Below are 24,735 nucleotides of genomic sequence, written 5' to 3'. Positions count from 1 at the left end.
CTGCGAGTTCAACTCGGTTTATGTCCGAATGTATCTGTCCGGACAAGTGACACAAACGGATTCAAAAATCACGGCGGCCGGCCCGCAGAGCGGCAGTGCTGCGTTGCGCCGGCGCCCTCGGCGGCATGACGTGATGCCGTCATGCCCTGTTACTTGACGCTCGCCACCGCGTCCAGAATGACCTTCGCGACGTCGGCGGGGCGCGACTGTTGCGGCACGTGGCTCGTCGGCAACTCGGTCACCTTCGCGCCGATCTGGCGGGCCATGATGCGCTGCGCTTCCGGGTTGATCATGCGGTCGTTCTGGCTCACGACGAACCACGACGGTTTCTGATGCCACGACGCCACGCTCAGCTTGTCGCCGAACGCTGCGCCCTTGATCGGGCCTTGCGTGGCTGCCATCACACGGGCCTGCTTTGCCGGCACGTCTTGCGCGAAATATTTGGCGACATCGGCCGGCGGCAGGCTCAGCCAACCGCTGGCGTCGGCCACGATATGGTCGATGCCGGGGGCCTTGGGCAGGTCCTTCGAGAGCGTTTCGACCGACTGGCCGGCGTCCGGGGCGAAGGCGGCGACGTACACGAGGCTCGCCACCTTGTCGTCCTGACCGGCTTGCGTGATGACGGCGCCGCCCCACGAGTGGCCGACCAGCACGACCTTGCCCGGCTGGTTGTCGATGGCGCGCGTGGCCGCAGCGACGTCGCCCGCGAGCGAGTCGAGCGGGTTTTGCACCGCCGTGACCTTGACGCCCTTGTCCTGAAGGATACCGACGACCTTGGTCCAGTCGGAGCCGTCGGCGAACGCGCCGTGAACGATCACGACGGAGGGGGCGGTGTCGGCAGCGGCGGCCGAGGGGGCAGCCTGCACGGCGGCAGCGCCAAGAAGACCGGTGCTCAGCAGGATGGCGGCGAGAGTAGAATGGCGGTTCATCGAAAGCTCCTTGATTCGGGGTAAATTCGGGGTAAGTTGGCGTCGATTCGAAATTTGTTCGAAATTCATTCGAAAGGCACCCGTCGGACCGGGCCGGTGGGTTGGCTCGACGAGTTGCCAGTGTCGTCGTGCGGCGCCCGTCGCGGTATCGGACGATCGACCGATGCTCGCGCGCCGGTCGCCCCCGGCCCGAACGACGCCCGCTGCCGACAACCGTCTCCTGAACCGCTCGCCAACCGTCCGCTTGCCATCCTCCACGCCTAACATGCCCTCCAGCACCGCCGGCCTCACCGACGCGATTCTTGCGCTCGCTTTCATCGGCGACCTCAGCATGGGCCGCTCGACGGACCACTCCCGACGCACCGCCTGTCTTGCCGGCTGGCTCGCGCAGGCGTGCGGCGCCGATCTCGACGCGCAGAACCACGCACGCGCCACCGCCTTGCTGCGCTGGTCGGGTTGCACGGCGAACGCCAGCGGCTTTGCCGAGTTGCTCGGCGACGATGTCGCCGCTCGCGAAGCGATGATGGCGCAGACGCTCCCGCCGCTCACCGCACAGACGCAATCGCTCATCGTGCCGTTGGCCCTGATTCACTGCGAAGTCTCGGGCGACGTTGCCGCCACGATGGGCATGGCCCCGCGCGTGGTGGACGCCCTGCGCAACATCTTCGAGCGTTTCGACGGCAAAGGCATGCCCGCCGGGCACGACGCCGATGCGATTCCCGAGACGGTGTTCTTCGTCAACGTGGCGAGCGATCTGGAAATCCTCTCGCGCGCTCACGGGCGCGAGAACGCCCTCGCCTTCCTGCGCAGCCAATCGGACGCGAAGTATCCCGCCCGGCTCGTGGACATCGCGTGCCTTCACGCCGGACGCTGGCTCGACGCCCTCGATGCCGATGTTGCCGACGATGCCCTTATCGCCAGCGAGCGCGACACCCGTACGTGGCGACTCGCCCAAACCGGCAGCCACGCCGACGTCCCGCTCGCGTTACTGGCGGACGTGACCGAACTGAAACTGCCCTGGCTGGCGGGCTTCTCGCGGCGCACGGCAGATCTCGCATCGCGCACCGCGCAGAGTCTGGCGCTCGACGCCGACATGCAGACGCAACTGCACGCCGCGGCGTTGTTGCACGGCATCGGTCGCGCAGCATTGCCGAACCGGCTCTGGGAGACGGACGGGAAGCTTTCCGCCGATCAATGGGAGAAGGTCCGTCTCGTGCCGTACTGGAGCGCGCGCGCCGCCAAGCAGGTCGAGGGACTGCGACATGCCGCGGATCTGGCGTCCTATGCCTATGAACGGCTCGACGGCAGCGGATACTTTCGAGGCGTGGCGGGATCGGCGCTGACGACGCCGCAACGCATTCTCGCCGCGTCGGTGGCGTTCGAAGCGCTCCTGGCGGCGCGCCCGTGGCGGCAAGCCCATACCTTCGACGAAGCGGTCGACATCATCGAGCGTGAAGCGGGCGCCGGCAAGTTCGATCCGGAAATCGTCACCGCCATCGTCGCCACGGCGCAGGGGCAGACGGTGCGCGCGCGTACCGCGCCATCCGGCGCCAGCGCGCTGCTCTCCCCGCGCGAACTCGACGTGCTGCGTCAGATCAGCACAGGGCTGAGCAATAAGGAGGCGGCTCGCGCGCTGGCCTTGAGCCCAAGCACCGTGCGAACGCACGTCGAAAGCATCTTTCGCAAGCTGGATTGCTCCACGCGCGCGGCGGCAACACTCAAGGCGCTCACGGCGGGCATGCTCTGACGAATCGCGTGATAGCATGCCGGCTTCGACGCACATGATCGTGCGGGATCGGGCGTGAGCGCACGCGATAGGATAATCGCCGTCGGTCGTCGCGGTTTGGCATCGTGTATCCGCGGTGCCCGTTTTCCGCGTTTTCGCCGCTTTCCCGTTCGCCCCATCGACACCATCGTCTCCATCGTATCCATCGGCCCCGACGCATGTCCCTGACCGCCCGCAGACGCCTGACAGCATGGCTCGGCCTCGCCGCCATGTGGCTCGCCGTTGCCATGCCGGTCGTCAGTCAGGGGCTCGCCGCGCATCGGGCAGCGCAAGCGCGCCTGCTGGACCTGGCGTTCTGCACCGTCGATGGCGAGGCGCGTGCGCTGCCAACGCTGATGACCGTGACGTCCATGGCAGTCGTGACGACAGGATTGGGCCATGTGCACGACGGCAACGCCTCCGCGCCGAACGCCTCCCACATGGCCCACGCGTTGCATGCCGCGCATGATACGCAAGGCGACCTCTGCGGCTATTGCTCGCTGCTGGCCAATCATCCGCCGCTGGTCATGCCGGCGCTCGCCGGTGCGGTGTCGTTCGCGTGGATCGCCCGTGCCGGGCCGGTCGCGCCCGCACGGCCGTCCAACACTCCGCTTGCCTACACGCCGCCCGCGCGTGCGCCGCCTGCCGTTTCCTGACCTCGCGTTCAGTCCGATGCCTCACTGTCGCCAGTGACGGCGTCGTTCCCCATTTGCGCCCATGCCCGCCTGACGCTCGCGCCAGCGGCACGCGCACGCCGCTGCCGGACAGCGGCGACACGAGACGGAATCGTCGCACCATGCAGATCCCCTATTCCCATGCGCGCGAAGCGCAACCGGCGTCCGCCGCCGGGCAATACCGTACCCTCTGGCGCTGGCACTTCTATGCCGGTCTGTTCGTCATGCCGTGGCTGATGGTGCTCGCAGTGACCGGCACGATCTACGTATTCCAGCCGCAGATCGAACCCTGGCTCTATCACGACAGAATGGTCGTCGCGGCGTCCGATGCGCCGCGCCTCAGTGCGCAGCGGTTGATGGAGCGTGCCGCGGCCGCGCTGCCTGCCGGGTCGCAGATCAGTTCCGTCGAGGTCAATCGCGATCCTGCGCGCAGCGCGGAATTCATCTTTCGCCTGCCGGGCGGCGAGCGTGAAAGCGTCTATCTGAACCCCTACACCGGGGTGGTGCTGGGCACGCTGAGCGTCGAGCACCGGCTCATGGCTCAGGTGCGGGCGCTGCATCGGTCGCTCATGCTGGGCAAGCCAGGTGAGTTGCTCATGGAGCTGGCCGGATGCTGGACGCTCGTCATGCTCGTTACCGGTCTGGCCCTGTGGTGGCCGCGTGCCGGCGCGACTTGGGCCAACGCGCTACGCCCGCGTCTGCAATTGCGGGGACGCCCCTTGCTGCGCAATCTGCACGGCGTGGCGGGACTTTGGCTTGCGGCGGGCGGGCTGGTGTTCGTGTTGTCCGGGCTGCCCTGGTCCGGCTCGTGGGGCGCGCAGTTCAAGGTGCTGACGTCGAAGCTCGGCGTGGGGTCGCCGCCCGGTGCCTGGGGCGAAGCGCCGGTGCGCTCGCAAGTGCCCGCCCGACCGACGGTCGAGCCCATGAAGATGGACGATTTGCCCATCGCGCAAATGCCGTGGGCCGTGGGCAACACGACCGTCCCCGAATCGACACCGCCAGCGGCCCATGCTATGGCCGGGATGCCCGGGAGGCAAGGCATCGAACACGCCACGCATGACACGCCGGGAAGTGGCGACACGCATGCCGAGCATGCCGAGCACGCCGAGCACGTCGGGCACGGCGGCGGAGGCCGCAGCGGCTTGTCGCCCGCCGGGTTGCGCGCGCAAGGCGCACTGCCCGTCGACACCGTCATGGCGATCGCGTCGCGCCTCGGTGTCGAGAGCGGCTACAGCCTGGTCGCGCCGAAACGGCCCGATGGCGTCTACACCGTTTCGTACTTTCCTGCCGACCCGAAGGCGGAACGCACGATCCACATCGATCAGTACAGCGGCAAGGTGCTGCGCGATATCGATTACAACGCCTACGGTGCGGTGGCGCAGGCCGTGTCGTACGGCACGGCGCTGCACATGGGCCGTTACTTCGGCGCGACCAACCAGTGGTTGTGCGCGTTGATTTCGATGGGACTGTTCGCGATGGCGATGACCGGCGCGATCATGTGGTGGATGCGCCGTCCGGCGCGGTCGCTGGGCGCGCCGGCGCGGGCGCAATCCCGCCCGCCGATGCGAGGCTGGACGTTCGGCATGATCGCGCTTGGCTGCATTTTCCCGCTGATGGGCGCGACGATGGCGCTCGTCTGGGCAGGCGATCGCGCGGTGTTTGGCCGCCGTGCAAGGCATTGAGGCATCGATGAATCCGGACGGCAGATTCGCCCGGGCTTCTGCTCCGGCCGGCCGCCGCTAACGGCGCGATACCACAAGGATAGACAGCGGCGCGACACCGCAATGTGACACGGATAACGGTTCGAAACCGACCCGACGGACCCGACGGAGCCCGCCGAGACGTCGGCGCCACGGGGCGCGGCGTCAGGGCGCGGCGATGCCCCTGCCTCAGTCGATGGCGTGACGCCGGGCCTGTCGGGCCGCGTGCAGTTGACGCTCCGCCTGGCTGAGCAACGCCGAAACGTTCGTCGGCTCCCCCGTCGGGAGACCATCGGCGTCGTAGGTCATCGGGTCGGCCATGGCGATGCCGAAGCTGGCGGTCAGCGGCAGCACTTCGGCGTTCGGCAATGTCAACGCCGTGGCTTCGATGCGGCCGCGCAGCAACTCGGCGAACTGACGAGCCCGTGCCTCATCCAGCACCCGCGCGAGAATCACGAAGGCATCGGCGCCAAGCCGGGCGACGACATCGCCCGGCTGACACGTATTGAGACACACGGCACCCACGCGGCGCAGCACGTCGTCGCCGGTCTTGTGCCCCCAGGCCGCATTGATCTGAGTGAAGTTGTCGATATCGAACTTGATCAAGGCGATTTGTCCGGGCGTCGCCATCGCGCAAAGCGCCTGCGCCTGACGCTCGAACGCACGCCAGTTCATCAGCCGCGTGAGCGGATCGGTGTCTGCGCTCATCTCCAGCTCGCCCAGCAACCGCGAGCGCTCGCGCCGCAACTGCACCAACTCGACGGCATTAAGCCGCAAAACCCGTAAGGCGTCGAACAGCGAGATCACTTGCGGACGCTTCATCGGCAAGCCCTCGCCGGGAACGGAAGCGTCGAGGTTGCCACGTGCGAGGGCGTCGACGAAGCGCGTCGCCGCCTCGAACGGCAGCACGACGGTGCGCCGGAAGTTGCGCAGCGCCACGACGATGACGAGCACGAGCATCAGTTCGGCCACCGCCGTCAACACCAGCAACCGCACCGCTCTGGCGCGTCGCGCTTCGACGTTGCGCTGGGCATGCGCCAGCATGTTGTCGCGAAAATCGGTGATCGCGCTCATCGTCGGCACGTAACGGCTCGCGAACTCGGCGGTCGTGAGCGTCGGCGGTTGCGGCTGACTCGCCAGCGTGCGCACCGTCGCCACGTAATGCAGCCCCTCGCCGAAGTATTGCGCGTTCAGGGCGTTGAGCGTGGAAGGACCGAGTTCGGGCGGCTCGACCACACGCGCGGCAATCATGTCCCTGAGCTGGTCGATGCGCCCGAGCGTACGTTCAATGATGCGTTGATCGGCTTCGCCGAGCGTCTGACGGGTGGTCAGTGTTGCCGTGAAATGCGACCCGAGCTGCCCCGCATATTCACGCAGTTCGGAGGCAAGCCGCGCGAGAATGATGTAATGCAGCGCGCCGGGCGCGCCCCGCGAGACGATGTCGATACGCGACGACGCCACCGGCGTGAAGTCGGCGATGACGCGGATCATGCGGTCGACGGCGTCGCGCACCGCCGCATCGCTGCGCATCTCACGCGGGCGTTGCACCAGCAGATCGACGTTGGCACTGGCCGCCGCGAGGTCGAGCCGAGCGCGCTCGACGGCGCGCAGGCTGCCGGCACACTGATCGCAGGCATCGGACGAGAGCACCGTGAGCAATTCCTGGAGACGGGCGTTGGTCGCTTCGCGCGCGTTGCGCAGCGCGCTGACCGAGGCGGCGGGAAGTGGAAGGTCGGCGCCCAGAACGGCATTGGCCGGTCCTCGCTCGGCGGATGCCTTCTCCATCGCCAGCAATGTGGCGCGAAACGCTTCGAGAGCGAGCGTGGCTTCGTTCGTCTGCCGGTACGCTCCCCAGGCCAACGTCAGCAGGCCACTGCAAAGGATGACGACGGCGCAGACGATGGCGAGATTCTGCAACCGGAGACGGCCGGTCAGCGAACCGGCCGAAAGTAACTTGCGCTTCATTGACGATGACACCGTCGGCCACACGGTACAAACTCCCACTGAGGCCGCTACGGCAAACACCGTGACGGCGGCAATCCGCAGCGTGCTGCGGACACGTCGTGCCCGGCACTTGGCACGTACGCTTGGCATCGCAAAATCGCCTTCAGCAGGCGGGGTTCACGAGGCGCCATTGTCGCACAACGATATGCCGCCTCCCGCGTGGCTCCCTAAACTTATAGGTCGATCGCCAGCTCCGTTCCCTGCTTGATGGCGCGCTTTGCATCGAGTTCCGCCGCCACATCGGCCCCGCCGATGACATGCACGCGCATACCCGCCGTTCGCACCCCATCAGCCAATTCCCGCAAAGGCTCCTGCCCGGTGCACAAAACTACGTTGTCAACGGACAGGACGTGGGGCGCACCGTCAATCGTGACGTGCAGACCCTCGTCGTCGATCCGACGATACGTCACGCCGGGAATCATCTCCACGCCGCGATGTTTGAGCGACGTGCGATGGATCCACCCTGTGGTCTTGCCCAGCCCGTCGCCGACTTTCGAGGTCTTGCGTTGCATCAGGTAGACCTTGCGCGGCGACGTTTGCGGCGACGGCGCGCGAAGACCGCCTGCGTGCGCGTACGCCGGATCGATGCCCCACTCCGCATAAAACTTCTCGGGCACCCGTGTGGCGCTCTCGCCCGCCTGCGTGAGGAACTCGGCGACGTCGAAACCAATCCCGCCCGCGCCCAGCACGGCCACGGTCTTGCCGACCGTTGCACCGCCTCGCAGCACGTCGATATAGCTCAGAACTTTCGGATGGTCGATGCCGTCGATGGCCGGCGTACGCGGCACCACGCCGGTGGCGAGCACGACATCGTCGTAGCCGCCGGCGACGAGCGCGTCGACCGTGGCGCGCGTATTGAGCTGGACGTTCACGCCGGTCGCCGTCAGTTCATGGCGGAAGTAGCGCAACGTCTCGAAGAATTCCTCTTTGCCCGGGATGCGCTTGGCCATGTTGAACTGCCCGCCGATTTCGCCATCGGCTTCGATGAGCGTGACCGCGTGCCCGCGCCGGGCGGCGACCGTTGCGGCGGCCAGACCGGCCGGGCCTGCGCCGACCACCGCCACGCGACGCTTGCGCGCGGCGGGCTCGATGCGCAGTTCAGTCTCATGGCAGGCACGCGGATTGACCAGACATGAGGTGATCTTGCCGCTGAAAGTGTGATCGAGGCACGCCTGATTGCAGCCGATGCAAGTATTGATCGCCTCGGCGCGATCGGCCGCCGCCTTGTTCACAAACTCGGGATCGGCCAGCAACGGGCGCGCCATCGACACCATGTCGGCTTCGCCGTCCGCCAGAATCTTCTCGGCCACGTCCGGCATGTTGATGCGGTTCGTCGTAATGAGAGGAACGCCGACATGCGCCCTGAGCTTGCCGGTGACCCACGTGAATGCGGCGCGCGGCACGCTCGTCGCAATCGTCGGGATACGCGCCTCGTGCCAGCCGATGCCCGTATTGATCAGTGTCGCCCCGGCGGCTTCGACGGCGCGCGCGAGTGTCACGACTTCATCGAACGTGGAGCCGCCTTCGACGAGATCGAGCATCGACAGGCGGTAGATGATGATGAACTCACGGCCGACGCGCTCGCGGACACGGCGAACGATCTCCACCGGGAACCGCATGCGGTTGGCGAAGCTGCCGCCCCAGCCGTCGGTGCGATGGTTGGTACGCGCGGCAATGAACTCGTTGATCAGATACCCCTCGGACCCCATGATTTCCACGCCGTCGTAACCGGCGCGTTGCGCCAGCGCCGCGCAGTTCACGAAGTCTTCGATGGTCGCTTCGACTTCCTCGGACGTCAGTTCGCGGGGCCTGGCAGGCGTGATGGGCGCCTGCAACGCGCTGGGGGCGACGAGATCGGGATGGTACGCATAACGCCCGAAGTGCAGGATCTGCATGGCGATCTTGCCGCCGGCGGCGTGCACCGCTTCAGTCACGACACGGTGCTTGTCGGCCTCCTCCTCGGTGCTGAGCTTCGCGCCGCCTGCGTAGGGACGTCCCGCCTCGTTCGGCGCAATGCCGCCTGTCACCATCAACGCCACCCCGCCTCGGGCGCGCTCGGCGTAGAACTCGGCCATCCGGGCGAAGCCGTTGCGGGCCTCTTCCAGCCCAACGTGCATCGAGCCCATCAGGACACGGTTGCGCAAGGTCGTAAAGCCCAGGTCCAGGGGCTGCATCAGGTGGGGATAGCCGCTCATCGTTGTCTCTCTCGTCGTTCGGCGGGGCGCCGCAGTTTCTTGGGAATCCGTTCTTCTGTCCGGCTATGCAACTGGTTGCATAGTTCGATGACGGTGATTCTAAGCGCCCAAATGACTATGCAACACGTTGCATAGTGCGATTAGAGTCCCTAGACTAGCGGGCATGCCACTCGCCCATGCCCTGATGACTTCGTTGCTGGAAAAGCCCTCGTCGGGGTATGACCTGGCGCGCCGGTTCGACAAGTCCATCGGCTTCTTCTGGCGCGCCACGCACCAGCAGATCTACCGCGAGCTGGCGCGAATGGAGGCGGCCGGGTGGATCGAATCGTCGGCCGCCCCCGATGGCGGACGCACACGCAAGCGTGTCTACCGCGTGCTCGACGCCGGACGGGACGAACTGCTCGCCTGGGCGGCAACCACGACCGAACCGTCCGATCTGCGCGACGACCTCATGGTCCGTCTGCGGGCGGACGCCGCCATCGGCCCGCTCGGCCTCCAACCCGAATTACAGCGCCGCGTGGCACTCCATGCGCAGAAACTGGCCGCGTATCAGGCCATCGAAGCCCGCGATTTTCCGGCTGACGAAACCCGCGAGCCGTTGACGCGCGAGGCCGCGCTGCAACGTCACATCCTGCGCCTCGGCGTACGTTACGAACAGGGATGGCTCGACTGGACCCGCGAAGCCTTGCAGTTGCTGGTGCAATGGGATGGACCGGCGCATGGGGACCGTCAGGCCCCCTGATGCAATCTTGCGTACACGCGCTTTTGTCCCATTTTTTTGTCAACGGACGAGGTGTCTGGCGCGTTTAACGTGAGAATCGACGTTAAGCTTACCGGCGAGCGTCGCCGTTTTTCGCCCCACCTTAGGCATTCATGGTGTTTTCCTTCAAGCCCTCCAAGCTTTCCTGGCTTGCCAGCCGTGCCCGCGCCGCGTCCCGGCGCACCGCGCTTTCGATGCTGGTCGCCGCCACACTCCCGCTGGCTGTCTCGTCCGCCCATGCCGGCTCGGTCATCGTGCTTGACTCGGGGGCCGCACAACTTTCCCTGATCGATCAGGCGACGCATAAGGTCGTCGGCACGATGCCCACGGGCAAAGAGCCGCATCACCTGATGATCACGCCCGACAAACGCTCGCTGATCGTGGCCAATTCGGTCTCGAACAGCCTGATGTTTCTCGACCCGAACACGGGCAAGTTCCAGCGTCAGGTAGCCGATATCGACGACCCCTATCAGTTGGGCTTCTCGCCCGACCGCAAGTGGTTCGTGACGGCGGCACTGCGCCTCGATCGCGTCGACGTGTATCGCTACGACGGTGAAAACGTGACGGTCGCCAAGCGCATTGCGCTGGCCAAGACACCGAGCCACATGACGTTCTCGTCAGACAGCAAGACGGTGTTCGTCACCTTGCAGGATTCGAACGAACTGGTCGCCATCGATCTGCCCACGCAGACGGTGAAGTGGCGCATGCAGGTCGGCAAGACGCCGGCGGGTCTGTGGATGACGCCGGGCGACAAGTACCTGCTCGTGGGCATGACCGGCGAAGACGACGTGGCCGTGGTCGACTGGCGTACGCAAAAGGTCGTCAAGCGCATTCAGACCGGGCGCGGCGCGCACAACTTCCGCTCGCTCTCCGACGGTCGTCATATTGCGGTGAGCAACCGGGTGTCGAGCACCATCAGCATCATCGATTACGAAACGCTCACCAAGGTCGACGACATCACCGGCCTGATGCCCGGGCCAGACGACATGGAATTGTCTGCCGATAAACGCTATCTTTGGGTAACGTTCCGGTTTGCGCGCCATGTTGGCGTGATCGACCTGCCGACACGCAAGCTCGTCGATACCATTGCCGTGAACCGGTCGCCGCACGGCATCTACTTTGCCGACCGCGCGCCCGTACTTTCGCCGAACCCGGACTGACAGGGCCGAGAGATGATTCAGGAAGCCATCAATTTCGTCGATAGCGGCATCTCCGCCGTCCAGACCCTCGTCTATGTCGATGTGGTGCAGCCGTTTCTGTTCCACTTCAATCTGATGGGCTATGACGACGATATCTACGACGCGCTTTATCTCGTGATCATCGGCGTCTTGCAGGTCGGCCTCACCTACGTCTTGCTGCGTCCGCTCGAAGCGCTGCGCCCGATCGAACAGTGGCAAGACCGCAAGCAGGTCCGGGCGGACGTGATCTACACCTGGATCGCCAAGCTCGGCATTCTGAATCTGCTCTTCTTCGTGGTGCTGCAACCGGTCTTCAACGAATTGCAGAGCCAGATGGTGATCCATGGGTTGCCGAGCATCGATCTCGACGGTTTGTACCCGGGCGTGACCGATCAGCCGATCGTGTCGTTCCTGATGTACCTGACGGTACTCGACTTCGCCGGTTACTGGTATCACCGCTGGCAGCACCGTTTCGGCGTCTGGTGGGAGTTGCACGCCGTGCATCACAGCCAGCAGCAGATGTCGCTGTGGTCCGACGACCGGAACCACTTCCTCGACGACATTCTGCAAGCCGGGTTCTTCGCGGCCATCGCGCTGTTCATCGGCGTGCAGCCGGCCCAATATGTGGTGCTCGTCGCCGTGGGCAACTTCCTGCAAAGCGTGCAACATGTGAACGCCCGTCTGCCTTACGGCCCGGTGCTCGAACGCCTCATCGTGAGCCCGACGTTCCACCGCCGTCATCACGCCATCGGCTATGGTCACGAAGGCACACGTTACGGCTGCAACTTCGGCGTGCTTTTCCCGTGGTGGGACATGCTGTTCCGCACGGCGTCGTGGGAGCGGGCCGTCGAGCCGACCGGCATTCGCGACCAGTTGCCGGCGCCGGAAGGCCGCTCGCGCAGCTACGGCATTGGCGTGATCGCACAACAGGTGCGCGCCTTCGGACGTATCGCCAAGCGCCTCGCGCCGCGTCGCGCATCCCGCCGCCAGCCGGTCTAGGACCGGCTCACCGCCCTCACTCCTGCCCCGTCGCCGTCATTTCGGTCATTTCGGTCATTTCCGACCGGAAGACGTCGACGGCGCGCAACCCTGCGTGGCGTCGGCAGGCGTGCCGCGACACGCCGCCGCCGGATCCCGAGGCGGGACCGACGTAGGATCGAAGTCCGGGTCCGTGCCGAACGTCTTGCCGCGCGGCACGTTGGCGCACGCGGGCAGATCGCGCAAATCCGTACACAGAATCCGCCGGTCCTGGTACTGAAACCCACGCTCGATCATACAAAGCTCGCCCTTGGCCCAATCGTTCGTCGACATGGCTTTCGTGCTCACGTAGGCCGAGTCGGGAAAGCCGCAAGTCAGCATGGCGCGACGCACGCCCTGCTCGTCGACCCCCGGCTTTGCCCACAGCGTGTAGAGCGGTGGCGCTGGCTGAAACGGACGCGTCGTGCAGGCCGTCAATCCGAGCACGCCGACCAGCGCACCCAACATTGCCATGTTACGAAACGGACTCAAGCAACGCTCCGGCATATCGATCTCATGAGGGATTCCAAAGGAAATCGGCGTGCGCGAAAGGCTTCGAGGAGACATCGAGGAGACATCGAAGGGACGCCGAAGGTCTGCATTGTATCGTCGCCACTGCGCACCAGCGCGTCGACCACCGGGCTCACTTCCCTCGGAGACCTAACTTACGCTATGCTGCCCGGGAGTCACCATCGTCTCGTCGATCCACGCGCCATGCCGTGAGCCTGTTCGCGGCTGCCGCCGCACCGAGGGCCCATGATGCACCGCGACGACAACGCCTCCCAGCGCCCCCTGAAGCACCCCTGGCACACGTTTTCCGTCGAACACACCCAGCTTGAACTCCAAACCGGCCCCGACGGGCTGTCGGACACGGAAGCCCGGGCACGCCTCACCCGCTACGGCCCCAACCGGCTGACGGAGCCCTCCCGGCGCGGCCCGCTGATGCGGTTGCTCTCCCAGTTCCACAACGTTCTGCTGTACGCCATGATGGGCGCGGCCGTCATCACGGCCCTGCTGGGTCATTGGCTCGATACCGCCGTGCTGATGGCGGCGGTCGTCGTCAATGCCCTGATCGGCTTCGTTCAGGAGGGCAAGGCGGAATCGGCCCTTGCGGCCATTCGTGGCATGCTCGCCCCGCACGCGACCGTCGTGCGCGCGGGCGCCCGCTGCGAGATCGACGCCACCACGCTCGTTCCCGGCGACGTCGTCGTGCTCGCCTCCGGCGATCGCGTGCCCGCGGATCTGCGCCTGATCGCCTCGCGCGAGCTGCGCGTGGACGAAGCGGCCCTCACCGGCGAGTCCGAGCCTGTGCAAAAGACATTGGATACCGCCGAAGACGATGCCGCCCTGGGCGACCGCTGGTGCATGGCCTATGCCGGCACGGTCGTGGTGTACGGACAGGCGACGGGCATCGTTGTCGCGACCGGTGCCCATACCGAACTCGGCCGCATCAACCACCTGCTCACGGATGTCGACGGCGGCACCACCCCGCTCCTGCGTCAGATCGACCGCTTCGGCCACGGCCTGGCGGGCGCCATCGCGGTCGTCGCGGTCCTCACGTTCGTGCTGGGCTGGCTGTGGCGCGGCGAACCGGCGGGCGAGATGTTCATGGTCGTCGTTGCTCTGGTGGCGTCGGCGATTCCGGAAGGGCTGCCCGCCATCATGACAGTGATCCTCGCGCGCGGCGTGCAACGCATGGCGCGTGAAAAAGCCATCGTGCGACGCTTGCCCGCTGTCGAAACGCTCGGCTCGGTAACGGTCATCTGCTCGGACAAGACGGGCACGCTGACCCGTAACGAGATGACGGTGCAGCGTGTCGTCTCGGCGGGTCGCGTGTACCACGTGAGCGGCGTCGGGTATGCGCCGGACGGCAAGTTCTCGCGCGACGGCGCGGACATCGACCCGATGTCGCATCCCGAACTCGGCCTGGCCGCCCGCGCCGGCGTGCTTTGCAACGATGCGCGCCTGCTGGAGGACGCAGAAGGCCACTGGCGCATCGAAGGCGACCCCACGGAGGGCGCGTTGCTCGTGCTGGGCGCAAAAGCGGGCCTCGCGCGCGACGCCATGCAAGTCCAATGGCCGCGCCTCGACACCCTGCCGTTCGAGTCGCAACACCGCTTCATGGCGACTTATCACACGGACAGCACCGGCGCCCCGTGGCTGTTTGTCAAAGGCGCGCCGGAGCGCATCTTCGAGATGTGCCGACCGCAGGTCACGGGGTCGGACGGCCCCGTCGACGCGAGCGAAGAGAACGAGAACATCGACGACTGGCGACGCATGGTCACCGATACCGCCGCGCAAGGCTTGCGCGTACTGGCGCTGGCGTACAAACGGGCGAAACCGGCCGGCGCACGGCTGGCGTTCGGCGACTTCGACGGCGGCTTCACGCTGCTGGCGCTGGTCGGCATCATCGACCCGCCACGCGCGGAGGCGATTGCGGCGGTGGCCGAGTGCCATCGCGCCGGCATTCGCGTGAAGATGATTACCGGCGATCATGCCGAAACCGCCAGAGCGATCGGCGCACAACTCGATATCGGGGTGGGGAAACCCGCCGTCACGGGCGCCGAAGTCGCGCTCATGGACGACGCCGAGTTGCGACGCGTCGCCCTCGAGATCGACGTCTTCGCCCGTGCCAGCCCCGAGCACAAACTGCGGCTCGTGCAGGCGCTGCAAAACGACGGACAGGTCGTCGCCATGACCGGCGACGGCGTGAACGACGCCCCCGCGCTCAAGCGTGCCGACGTGGGCGTCGCGATGGGATTCAAGGGCACCGAAGCGGCCAAGGAAGCCGCCGACATCGTACTGACGGACGACAATTTCGCGAGCATCGCCAAGGCCGTGCGACAGGGGCGCGGCGTCTACGACAACCTCAAGAAGTTCATCCTGTTCATGCTGCCGACCAACGGCGGCGAGGCGCTGGTGGTCATCGCCGGGGTGATGCTCGCCCTCGGCGTGGTGCCGCTCACGCCCGCCCAGGTGCTGTGGATAAACATGGTGACGTCGAGCACGCTGGGCATCGCCCTGGCGTTCGAGCGGGCCGAACCGGGCATCATGACGCGCACGCCGCGCCCGCCCGGCACATCGCTGCTGTCATGGTTCTTCGTCTGGCGCGTCACACTGGTCTCGGTGCTGATGATGATCGGCACCTTCGGATTGTTCTATCTGGAATGGCGCAACGGCGCGAGCATCGAGGCGGCGCGCACGATGGCGGTCAACGCGCTGGTCGTCGCGGAGATGTTCTATCTGATCAGCAGCCGCTCGATCTTCGCCTCGTCGCTCAGTTGGCAGGGCGTGTTCGGCAATCGTATCGCGCTGCTGACCATCGCCGCCTGCCTGATGCTTCAGATGGTCTACACCTACGTGCCGTTCATGCAGACGACGTTCGGGTCCGCTGCGCTCGATGTGGGCGAATGGTTGGAAGTCATCGGCGCCGGTCTGCTGGTATTCTTCGGCGCTGAACTGGAAAAATGGGTGGTACGCCGCGCGGGTTGGGCCGAGCGGCTGGCAACACAGTAGACGGGGCGCTTCACAGCGGCCGGCACCGTCTCACAGTTGAACCTCGGATCTGCTCGACGGCCGCCGCCCCGGATCGAACTCTGCAAAACATGGTGCATCTGCAATCCCACGCCGGCGACGCGCTCGCCGGCCATCACATCGCGTGGTACGTATACGTCCTTCGCGGCTTGCTCGCCCTGCTCGTGCTGGGCGCCTGCGCATGGGGGGCGATGGCCCTCGCCTATCGTTGCCCGGGCCCCGCACTGCTGCGTTATCTCGTGATCGCCCTGTGGGTATCGCTCGGCGTGGCCGCCGTCGTCGCACTGGTGCGCGTGCATGCCGGCGCGCCGCTGCGGGGCTGGCCGCTGGGATTCCTGATCGCGCTGATTCTGCTGGTCGGATGGTGGCAGACGATCCGGCCGTCCAACGACCGTGCGTGGGCCGCCGACGTCGCCCAGCGGCTCGACTCGAAAATCGATGGCACGCACGTCACCCTCCACAACGTGCGCAATTTCGAATGGCGTACCGAAACCGACTTCACCCCTCGTTGGGAAACGCGTGAGTACGACCTCGACAAGCTGGTGAGCGCCGATCTCGTTTTGTCGTACTGGATGGGTCCCGCCATCGCGCACACCCTGGTGTCGTTCGGCTTCTCCGACGGCCAGCGCGTGGTGTTCTCCATCGAGATCCGAAAGCAACAGGGGCAGAAGTTCTCGGCTGTCGGCGGCTTCTTCAAGGACTTCGAAGCGACGCTGGTCGCCGCCGACGAGCGCGACATTCTGCGCGTGCGCAGCAACGTGCGGGCGGAGACGACTTATCTTTACCGTCTGAACATTCCGCCGAAACAGCTGCGCGAGGTGTTCCTCGGCTATCTGGCGCGCGCTCGTGAACTGCACGACGAACCCGCCTGGTACAACACGCTCACGAGCAACTGCACGACCATCGTCTTCGAGATCGCGCGGCTCATCGCACCGGGGTTGCCGCTCGACTATCGTCTTCTGCTGTCGGGCTATTTCGCCGAATACGCCTACGATCAGGGCGGCCTGACACCCGGCTTCACGTACGCGCAACTCCATGAGCGGGGCAACTTCGTGCAGCGCGCGCTGGCCGCCGGCGATTCGGCCGACTTCTCGACACGTATCCGTCAGGGCGTGCCCGGCGACGATCCGGCGGTGACGCCATGATGTCCGCCCGAACGCACGCGGGCCTTCGTCGTGCCGGTTTGCTCGCCGCGGCCTTATGGCTGACGGGGCTCTCGGGCTGTGCGATGGTGGAAGTCCGCTCGCTCGGCCCCGAGCAGTACATCGCCATGAAGCGCGGCGACATTCTGTCGACGGGCAAGCTGAGTGCCTCGACAGACGAAACGATCCGGGTCGCCGGGTTGGACGACACGATTTGCGCCAAAACGTCGCTCGACTGCATCGATGCACTCGGCCGCGCCAAGGAGATCGACGTCGACCGGCGTCTGGCAGCGATGGCGGAAATCTCGATGCAGCTCGCCATCGCACAGACGTCTCCCGGCGATAAGGCATGGAATGACGCGCAGTTCGATCTGTGGCTTCGGGCCGCGCGCTACTCGTATGCGTATCTGTTCTACAGCGACCGGCCATCGAGCGAGCGGGCGTTCGAAGACCGTCAGACGCAGGTCCGGGACTATTACAACTACGCGGTGCAGAATTTCTCGGTCGCCCTGTTCCGCCGGGTGCAGCAGACGGGCAACGACGAGATTGCCGGTTGGACGCTTCCCGTGGACGCCAGCAGCGTGCGATTCGCCGATAACCGCACCCAGCCGCGCGAAGTCCTGCCGGCATCCACGCTCTCCTTCGCGGGATTGCGCAGTCCGTATCGGCGCGACGGCTTCGGCGCCGAACTCGTTGCCGTGCTCGACGACAAGTCCGCCGCCGATGCACTCTCGGCCGCCAGCCGCCATGCCGTGCAGCGCGGCGACGCCGCGACAGGCCCCGAGGAGAACAGCGCCTACGCCGGGCAGAATCGCAACGACCGAGGCGAAAGAGAAGACCGAAGCGACCGAAATGACCGAAATGACCTAAGCGACGGGGCCGACCTGAGCGCCGCGGGCTCGCGCAGCGCGCTCACTGCACGGGAAAACCGCGCCTCGCGCGATTTCCGGCGCGCCACCGACCCCAACGCCGGCCCGGTCTTCAGTGAAATGCCCTCCCCCTCGATCACGCTGCTGCTGCGCTTTAACGGCACGACGCTCGACGAAGTGCTGACCACGAAGATCGCCACGCTGGTCGTCTACGACCCCTACCGGCAGTCGTCGGTGGAGATCAATCACCAGTTGGTGCCGCTCGCGGGCAACTTCACCGCCGGTTACGGTCTGTGGCTCGCGCGCTCGGGGTTTGCCGAGCAATCGCTGCGTACGCTGTTCGGGCGCGACCGTGGCATCGTGCGTCCTCATATCTATCTGATGCAGCCGTTCGATCCGGGACGTCGCGTGATTCTGATGCTGCATGGTCTGGCAAGCAGCCCGGAAGCCTGGGTGAACCTGGCCAACGAGATTCAGGGAGACGCCACGCTGCGCGAGCATTTTCAGGTGTGGCAGGTGTACTACCCGACGAACGCGCCGATTCTCGTCAACGCAATGGCGATTCGCAATGCGTTCGAGACGACGCTCAGGCATTTCGACCCCGATGGGTTGTCCGCCGCGTCGCACGACGCCGTCATCATCGGGCACAGCATGGGCGGCGTGATCGCCCGATTGATGGTCTCGCGCTCCGACGACGACCTGTGGGACGCCTTCCAGAACGAATATCACCTCGACGACGCACAGATCGACCGCGCCCGCGACCGGCTCGACCCCCTGTTCAACTTCCGCCCGGTGCCGCAGTTCGGACGCGCCATCTTCATCGCTGCGCCGCATCGCGGTACGCCGTTCGCCCGCAACCGTCTGGGACGCTGGATTTCGAACCTCATCAAGCTCCCCGTCACGTTGCTCTCGAGCATCGACGATGTCCTGCACTTCGCGACCGGTTCCGAGGACGACCCGTCGGAGGGAAAGACACGTTACGTGCCGAACAGCATCGACCAGTTGCGCGATACCGATCCGTACGTGATGGCCGCCGCCGGACTGAAGATTTCGCCGTCGGTGCAGTACCACTCGATCATCGCGCGACGCAGCGCCAAGGGGCCGCTGAACGCGTCGACCGATGGCGTGGTGCCTTACGCCAGCGCGCATCTCGCAGGGGCACAGTCCGAGCGTGTCATCGTCGCGGGCCATAGCGTGCAGGAGACGCCGCAGGCCATTCTCGAAATCCGCCGGATCCTGCATGAAGATGTGGACGAACTCGATCCGGTCAGGCAGCCCGGGCGGGTGAGCCCGTTCCAGCCTATCGATCCCTCGCCGTTATCGCCTTCGCCGCCCGGGCGCCCGACCTCGCACTGAGGCCATGCCCGTCAGGACACCGCGTTGACCTGAATGTGATAGACGCCCCACGGGCACAGGGTGAACCGCTCCTTGAGCGGTTTGCCCGCGAGCGCGGGAATTCCTGCCGGGTCATACACCGCCCATAGCGGCCCGAGCCCGCCCAGCGCAAGCGGTTTGTCGTCGATATGCGTGGCGAGCAAGAAGCCGTACTCACGCACCTGACCGAGCGTGGTCGCAACGACGTACCCGTCGATCGCCCGCAACAGGACTTGCGTCAACGGGTTCGCCGGCACGCCCGCCTGCGTCAGAACGTCGGCCAGACGCGGGCCGCGCAGCGCATGCGTCTTTGCGTCGTACTCCAGCGTCGGGCGAATCGTTCTTGCAGGCAGGCGCGTCAGCATGGCGAAGTCGAGCGCGTAACCCGCGTCGAATTGCACCAATTGCTTGTGAAACAACTGATCCAGCGCCGGATCGACGGGACCGCGGTTATGACGCTCGACAGCGCCGGAGATCGTGACGAGCGGGGTTGATGCTGGCGCAGCCGGCGCAGCCGATGCCGCAGATTTGGCAAACACGGGCACCGATGCACCCAGTGCCACGGCACCGGCAAGGAATTCACGTTTTTTCATGGCGTTGGCAAAAGCGGATGAGACGATGGCATGTGCGGCCGGCGCCCTCGCGCCGAGGGCCGAACCGACGCACGAGCGTACCATCGATGTCGCCCGATCTGACGATGGCGACGACCTGCCGGGCATCAATGCCGCATCAATGCCGCATCAAAGTCGTCGAGGCGCGTCAGGACATCGCCGCAACGCGCCTCGCCCCTAATCATGAATAAAATTAACGTTAATCACAAATAAGACCATTTTCATTCATAAATCGAAATCTCTATGATCGACGTCACGATTTCATTCATCTGACGGCAGCCGTCATTAGAGAACATGGCAAAGACACATAACCTGGGATTTCCGCGCGTCGGCGCGAAGCGTGAGCTGAAGTTCGGTCAGGAGGCTTACTGGAAGGGGCAATCGTCGCGCGACGAATTGAAAGCGCTCGGCGCTTCGCTGCGGTTGCGTCACTGGCGCGATCAGGCGGCGCTGGATCTGGCACCCGTCGGCGATTTCGCGTTTTACGATCAGGTACTCGACATGAGCTTCACGCTGGGCAACCTGCCCAGGCGCGTGCAGGGCTTCCAGGGCGACGTGCTCGACAACTACTTCCGCGTGGCGCGTGGCCGCTCCGCCCAGCGCACCGAAGCACATGCCGGATGCTGTGACGGTGTCGCCGCCGGCGAGATGACTAAGTGGTTCGATACCAACTATCACTACATCGTCCCGGAATTTACCGCTGAGACGACGTTCACGCTAGACGCTTCGCGTCTGGTCGAACAACTCGCGCAAGCCCACGCTGCGGGCGTGAAGGCCAAGCCGGTCATCATCGGACCGGTCACCTATTTGTGGCTCGGCAAATCGAAAGACGACAGCGACAAACTGGCCCTGTTGCCGCGTCTGTTGCCGGTATATGTCGAGTTGCTGGAAACGCTGGCCGCACAGGGCGTCGAGTGGGTGCAGATCGACGAACCGACCCTCGTGACCGAATTGGGCGCGCCATGGCAAGAGGCCTTCGAGGTGGCCTACGCCGCGCTGGCCGCAGCGCCGGTCAAGCGTCTGCTCACCACGTATTTCGGCGAACTTCAGGACAACCTGCCGCTCGCGTGCCGCCTGCCGGTCGACGGTCTGCATCTCGACGCCGTGAATGCGCGTGGCGAAGTAGACGAAGTCATCGCCACGCTCCCCGCCGACAAGGTGGTCTCGCTGGGCGTAATTAATGGACGCAACATCTGGAAAGCGGATCTGGCCGCCGTGCTCGACTGGCTGGCGCCGATCGCCGGAACGCTCGGCGAGCGTCTTTGGATCGCGCCGTCGTGCTCGTTGCTTCACGTGCCGGTCGACCTCGACAGCGAGCAAAAGCTCGACGCCGACATCAAGTCATGGCTCGCCTTCGCCAAACAGAAGCTGGCGGAACTCACCGTGCTGGCGCGCGCGATCAACGAGGGGCGCGACGCCGTCGCCGCCGAACTGAGCGCCAATGCCGCCGCCATCGCCAGCCGACGTGCGTCGTCGCGCGTGCACAACCCTGCCGTGAAGGCGGCGCTGGGCAAGATCGAAGCGGCACTGGGTCGTCGTCAACGTTCCTATGCCGAGCGTGCACCGAAGCAGGCCGCCAAGCTGAACCTGCCGCGCTACCCCACGACGACCATCGGTTCGTTTCCGCAGACTGCCGAAATCCGCAACGCCCGCAGCCAATTCAAGTCGGGCGAACTCGATCGCGCCGGCTACGTTGCCGCAATGCAAAAGGAAATCGAGCGCAGCGTGCGCGAGCAGGAAGCGCTGGGGCTGGACGTGCTGGTGCACGGCGAAGCCGAGCGCAACGACATGGTCGAGTATTTTGGGGAACAGCTCGAAGGCTATGCGTTCAGCCAGTTCGGCTGGGTGCAGTCGTACGGCTCGCGCTGCGTGAAGCCGCCCATCATGTTCGGCGACATCCGTCGTCCCACGGCCATGACGGTCGAGTGGATCCAATACGCGCAGTCGCTGACCGACAAGCCCATGAAAGGCATGCTGACGGGCCCCGTCACGATTCTTAACTGGTCCTTCGTGCGCGACGATCAGCCGCGCTCGGTCTCCTGCTTCCAACTGGCGCTGGCGATTCGCGAGGAAGTACTGGATCTGGAGCGCGCCGGTGTCCGGGTGATCCAGATCGACGAAGCGGCGCTGCGCGAGGGATTGCCGCTGCGTCGCGCCCAATGGCAGACGTACCTGGACTGGGCGGTCGAGTCCTTCCGCATCGCGGCCAACGGCGTGCAGGACAACACTCAGATCCACACGCACATGTGCTATTCGGAGTTCAACGACATCATCGCCGCCATCGCCGACATGGATGCCGACGTGATCACCATCGAGACGTCGCGCTCGGATATGGAGCTTCTCGATGCCTTCGACTCGTTCCAATACCCCAACGAAATCGGGCCGGGCGTGTACGACATCCACTCGCCGAACATTCCCACGCAAGCGCACATGGTCGCGCTCATGCAGAAGGCGGCCCAGCGTATTCCGGCAGAGCGGCTGTGGGTCAACCCGGACTGCGGCTTGAAGACACGCCAGTGGGCAGAAGTCATTCCGGCGCTGCAAAACATGGTGGCGGCCGCGAAAACCCTGCGCGCACAGTAAGCCGTCGACGCGACGTTGCCAATACGCGGCAATTCAGTCCGCGAAAAGCTACGACAGGCCGGGATTGTCCGGCCTGTTTGCGTTGTGCCGCCCGCGCTTGTTGGCGCAAGGCGCTGCCCCTTGGCGGCGGAACCACATGAGAAATCCAGCCTAAACCATTGATTAAAATTGGATTTTTATGGCATATTCGCGCCACCGTACTTTGGCGCACACTAAGTGTCTCCTAAGTTTCGCGCGCTATCTTGCGCCCGTGCCGTGCCTGTGAACGGCAAGGATTGGGGGGTGGCTGCCCAGGCCACCCCGGAATGCGTTTAGAGAACCATGCGGATATTGCTCGTAGAAGACGACTCCATGATCGGAGAGGCCATGATGCAGGCGCTCAAGGACGCCTCGTACGCGGCCGACTGGTGTCGTGACGGCGATGCCGCGCTGGCCGCCCTCGCCGCGCATGCCTACGACCTGATGCTGCTCGATCTCGGCCTGCCCGGGCGCGACGGCTGGGAAGTCCTGCGCGCCCATCGCGGTGCGGGCGGACGCACCCCGATCATCGTCGTGACGGCGCGCGACGGCGCCGAAGACATCATTCAGGGACTCGATCTGGGCGCCGACGACTTCGTCGTGAAGCCGTTCGAAGTCGGCGAGTTGCTCGCGCGCATGCGTGCCGTCATCCGGCGTCATGCCGGCGTCGCCGTTCCGGTGCTGACCAACGGGGCACTCGCGCTCGACCCCGCCACGCACCAGGCGACCTACGGCGAGAACAGTTGTGTGCTGTCGGCACGCGAATACGCGCTGCTGCACGCCTTGATGCTGCGCCCCGGCACGATCCTCTCGCGCGACGCGCTCGAACATCGTCTGTACGGTTGGGGGGAGGAGATCGAGAGCAACATGATCGACTTCCTGATTCATTCGATTCGCAAGAAGCTCGGGGCAGACGTCATCCGCAATATCCGGGGCGCGGGCTGGCTGGTGCCCAAGGCATGATGCGTTCGCTGCAGTCGCGTCTGGTGGTCACGCTCTCGGCTTGCGCGCTGGGGCTGGCGATCGTCGCGGGTCTCGTGTCGTACGCGGCGGCGTTTCGTGAAGCCTACCGGTTTCAGGACGACCAGTTGTTGCAACTTGCGGCCCTCGTCGATACCCGTAATCTGGCCGGTGCCGACAACGCCATGCACGGCCTGCCGATTCAGGATCACGACTACCGTCTCACCGTGCAGCGCCTCGGCGGCACCTTTCCGGTGACGCTCTCCGACGGATTTCACACCGTCAACACGGGCGACCACACCTGGCGCGCTTTCGTGCGCACCATCGGGCCGGAACTGCGCATCGTCGTCGCGCAGCCCACTGAGGGGCGTAACGAGATTGCACGCAACAGCGGCCTGCGCACCGCGCTGCCGTTCGTCGTGTTCGTGCCGCTGCTCATTGCCGCCATCGTGTGGACGGTCCGCCGGGCGTGGCGACCGGTACAGCAGCTGGCCGCCGAGGTCGACAAACGGCGCGATACCGATCTGCGTGGCCTCGATACACAGGGCGCGCCGACGGAAATCGAGCCGTTCATCGTGTCGATCAACCGTCTGCTGTCCCGGCTGGACAAGGCGCTCGACGAGCAACGTCGCTTCGTGGCCGACGCCGCGCATGAACTGCGCTCGCCGGTCACGGCCCTGGTGATTCAATCGGAAAACCTCGACCGCGCGCTGGAACCGGCCGGGCTCGACGCCGAAACGCGCAATCGCCTGACCAAGCTCAAGAGCGGGCTACGCCGCACGCGCGCGTTGATCGAGCAATTGCTGACGCTCGCTCGCGCCCAGAGCGCCCCGACCGTGCCCGCCACGCCGCTCACGCTGTTGCCCGCCGTGCACGAAGCACTGGAAGACGTGTTCGTGCTTGCCGACCGCAAGCAGATCGTGCTCGATCTCGTCGACGCTTCGTCGAACGTGCCTGCCATCCCGCCTGCGCGCTCCAGCCTGCGGGTCGCGGGCGCAAAACGCGATATCGTCACGCTGCTGGGGAATATCGTCGGCAACGCCGTGCGTTATACGCCGGCGGGCGGCACGGTATCGGTTCGTCTGTCGTCCACCGGCCGCGATGTCGCCATCGACGTGATCGATTCCGGCCCCGGCATCGATGCCGACAAGCGCGGGCGCGTGTTCGACGCGTTCTACCGGGCCACCGATCATCGCGAATCCCGCGATCATGGCGGCGAAGGCACCGGGCTGGGACTGGCGATCGTGCGGGCCATCGTCGACCGCCTCGGCGGACAGGTCACGTTGCAAGACGCCAGCCCTTTCCCCCCACGTGGCCTGCATGTCAGGGTCACGCTCCCTAACCCCGATGCGATGCCGGATGCGCCGCGTGCGCACCCGTCGTCGCAAACCACCAGCGTTTAGCCGCCTTTTCATCCTATTC

Annotated in this window: 17 protein-coding genes; 12 read left to right on the top strand and 5 right to left on the bottom strand. The window is 65.5% G+C overall.

Features of this window, described 5'->3' with window-relative positions; genetic code table 11:
• Nucleotides 1-149: 149 nt before the first annotated feature.
• On the bottom strand, nt 150-929 hold the full coding sequence (locus PAN31108_RS13435; protein WP_150669356.1) for an alpha/beta fold hydrolase: 780 nt from the start codon (nt 927-929) through the stop codon (nt 150-152).
• A gap of 265 nt (nt 930-1,194) precedes the next feature.
• Here PAN31108_RS13435 and PAN31108_RS13430 point away from each other — a divergent pair, with 265 nt between their 5' ends.
• The 3 genes from PAN31108_RS13430 to PAN31108_RS13420 all read left to right on the top strand — a co-directional run bounded on the left by PAN31108_RS13430 (nt 1,195) and on the right by PAN31108_RS13420 (nt 5,050).
• A complete protein-coding gene (locus PAN31108_RS13430; protein WP_150669355.1) occupies nt 1,195-2,676 on the top strand; it encodes an HD domain-containing phosphohydrolase in 1,482 nt (493 codons plus the stop codon).
• Nucleotides 2,677-2,873: 197 nt separating this feature from the next.
• Nucleotides 2,874-3,350, top strand: a complete 477-nt coding sequence (locus PAN31108_RS13425) for a DUF2946 family protein (protein WP_150669354.1) — start codon at nt 2,874-2,876, stop codon at nt 3,348-3,350.
• Nucleotides 3,351-3,490: 140 nt separating this feature from the next.
• Nucleotides 3,491-5,050: a PepSY-associated TM helix domain-containing protein gene (locus tag PAN31108_RS13420; RefSeq protein WP_150669353.1), complete on the top strand. Its 1,560-nt coding sequence runs from the start codon at nt 3,491-3,493 to the stop codon at nt 5,048-5,050.
• A 207-nt stretch (nt 5,051-5,257) separates the two neighbouring features.
• Here PAN31108_RS13420 and PAN31108_RS13415 read toward each other — a convergent pair whose 3' ends face one another.
• Together PAN31108_RS13415 and PAN31108_RS13410 are read right to left on the bottom strand one after the other, a co-directional pair.
• Nucleotides 5,258-7,033, bottom strand: coding sequence for a GGDEF domain-containing protein (locus PAN31108_RS13415; protein WP_174994975.1), 1,776 nt, complete (start codon nt 7,031-7,033; stop codon nt 5,258-5,260).
• Between the two features lie 212 nt (nt 7,034-7,245).
• A complete protein-coding gene (locus PAN31108_RS13410) occupies nt 7,246-9,267 on the bottom strand; it encodes an NADPH-dependent 2,4-dienoyl-CoA reductase (protein ID WP_150669351.1) in 2,022 nt (673 codons plus the stop codon).
• A 163-nt stretch (nt 9,268-9,430) separates the two neighbouring features.
• On the opposite strand from PAN31108_RS13410, the gene PAN31108_RS13405 reads away from it, so the two are divergent.
• The 3 genes from PAN31108_RS13405 (at nt 9,431) to PAN31108_RS13395 (ending at nt 12,204) form a co-directional block, all read left to right on the top strand.
• Nucleotides 9,431-10,009: a PadR family transcriptional regulator gene (locus tag PAN31108_RS13405; RefSeq protein WP_150669350.1), complete on the top strand. Its 579-nt coding sequence runs from the start codon at nt 9,431-9,433 to the stop codon at nt 10,007-10,009.
• 212 nt (nt 10,010-10,221) lie between these two features.
• Nucleotides 10,222-11,187, top strand: a complete 966-nt coding sequence (locus tag PAN31108_RS13400) for a YVTN family beta-propeller repeat protein (RefSeq protein WP_246183951.1) — start codon at nt 10,222-10,224, stop codon at nt 11,185-11,187.
• Between the two features lie 12 nt (nt 11,188-11,199).
• Entirely contained in the window at nt 11,200-12,204 is a 1,005-nt protein-coding gene (locus PAN31108_RS13395) for a sterol desaturase family protein (RefSeq protein WP_150669348.1), read from the top strand.
• Nucleotides 12,205-12,258: 54 nt separating this feature from the next.
• Here PAN31108_RS13395 and PAN31108_RS13390 read toward each other — a convergent pair whose 3' ends face one another.
• A complete protein-coding gene (locus tag PAN31108_RS13390) occupies nt 12,259-12,714 on the bottom strand; it encodes a hypothetical protein (RefSeq protein WP_174994974.1) in 456 nt (151 codons plus the stop codon).
• Nucleotides 12,715-12,978: 264 nt separating this feature from the next.
• Here PAN31108_RS13390 and PAN31108_RS13385 point away from each other — a divergent pair, with 264 nt between their 5' ends.
• From PAN31108_RS13385 to PAN31108_RS13375, 3 genes are all read left to right on the top strand, one after another.
• Nucleotides 12,979-15,738 carry a cation-transporting P-type ATPase gene (locus PAN31108_RS13385; RefSeq protein ID WP_150669347.1) on the top strand — a complete coding sequence of 920 codons (2,760 nt, stop codon included), beginning with the start codon at nt 12,979-12,981 and terminating at the stop codon, nt 15,736-15,738.
• An 89-nt stretch (nt 15,739-15,827) separates the two neighbouring features.
• Complete coding sequence (locus PAN31108_RS13380; RefSeq protein ID WP_150669346.1) at nt 15,828-16,901, top strand: Lnb N-terminal periplasmic domain-containing protein; 1,074 nt, start codon at nt 15,828-15,830, stop codon at nt 16,899-16,901.
• Nucleotides 16,898-19,123, top strand: coding sequence for an esterase/lipase family protein (locus tag PAN31108_RS13375; protein ID WP_150669345.1), 2,226 nt, complete (start codon nt 16,898-16,900; stop codon nt 19,121-19,123). Before PAN31108_RS13380 ends, PAN31108_RS13375 begins: the two co-directional genes overlap by 4 nt.
• A gap of 11 nt (nt 19,124-19,134) precedes the next feature.
• Here PAN31108_RS13375 and PAN31108_RS13370 read toward each other — a convergent pair whose 3' ends face one another.
• Nucleotides 19,135-19,734 carry a putative pterin-binding protein gene (locus PAN31108_RS13370; protein WP_150669344.1) on the bottom strand — a complete coding sequence of 200 codons (600 nt, stop codon included), beginning with the start codon at nt 19,732-19,734 and terminating at the stop codon, nt 19,135-19,137.
• Between the two features lie 312 nt (nt 19,735-20,046).
• Between PAN31108_RS13370 and metE the strand changes: the two genes are divergently transcribed.
• From metE to PAN31108_RS13355, 3 genes are all read left to right on the top strand, one after another.
• Nucleotides 20,047-22,335: a 5-methyltetrahydropteroyltriglutamate--homocysteine S-methyltransferase gene (gene metE, locus PAN31108_RS13365; RefSeq protein ID WP_150669343.1), complete on the top strand. Its 2,289-nt coding sequence runs from the start codon at nt 20,047-20,049 to the stop codon at nt 22,333-22,335.
• A 321-nt stretch (nt 22,336-22,656) separates the two neighbouring features.
• Complete coding sequence (locus tag PAN31108_RS13360) at nt 22,657-23,316, top strand: response regulator transcription factor (RefSeq protein ID WP_069343793.1); 660 nt, start codon at nt 22,657-22,659, stop codon at nt 23,314-23,316.
• Nucleotides 23,313-24,716 (top strand): sensor histidine kinase, encoded by a 1,404-nt coding sequence (locus PAN31108_RS13355; RefSeq protein WP_150669342.1) that lies wholly within the window; start codon nt 23,313-23,315, stop codon nt 24,714-24,716. Before PAN31108_RS13360 ends, PAN31108_RS13355 begins: the two co-directional genes overlap by 4 nt.
• Nucleotides 24,717-24,735: the final 19 nt, after the last annotated feature.

Origin of the sequence: Pandoraea anhela, assembly GCF_902459655.1 — a bacterium.
GTDB lineage: Bacteria > Pseudomonadota > Gammaproteobacteria > Burkholderiales > Burkholderiaceae > Pandoraea > Pandoraea anhela.
Note: the sequence above shows the minus strand (reverse complement) of the source record. Positions and strands in the feature narration are given on the sequence as shown.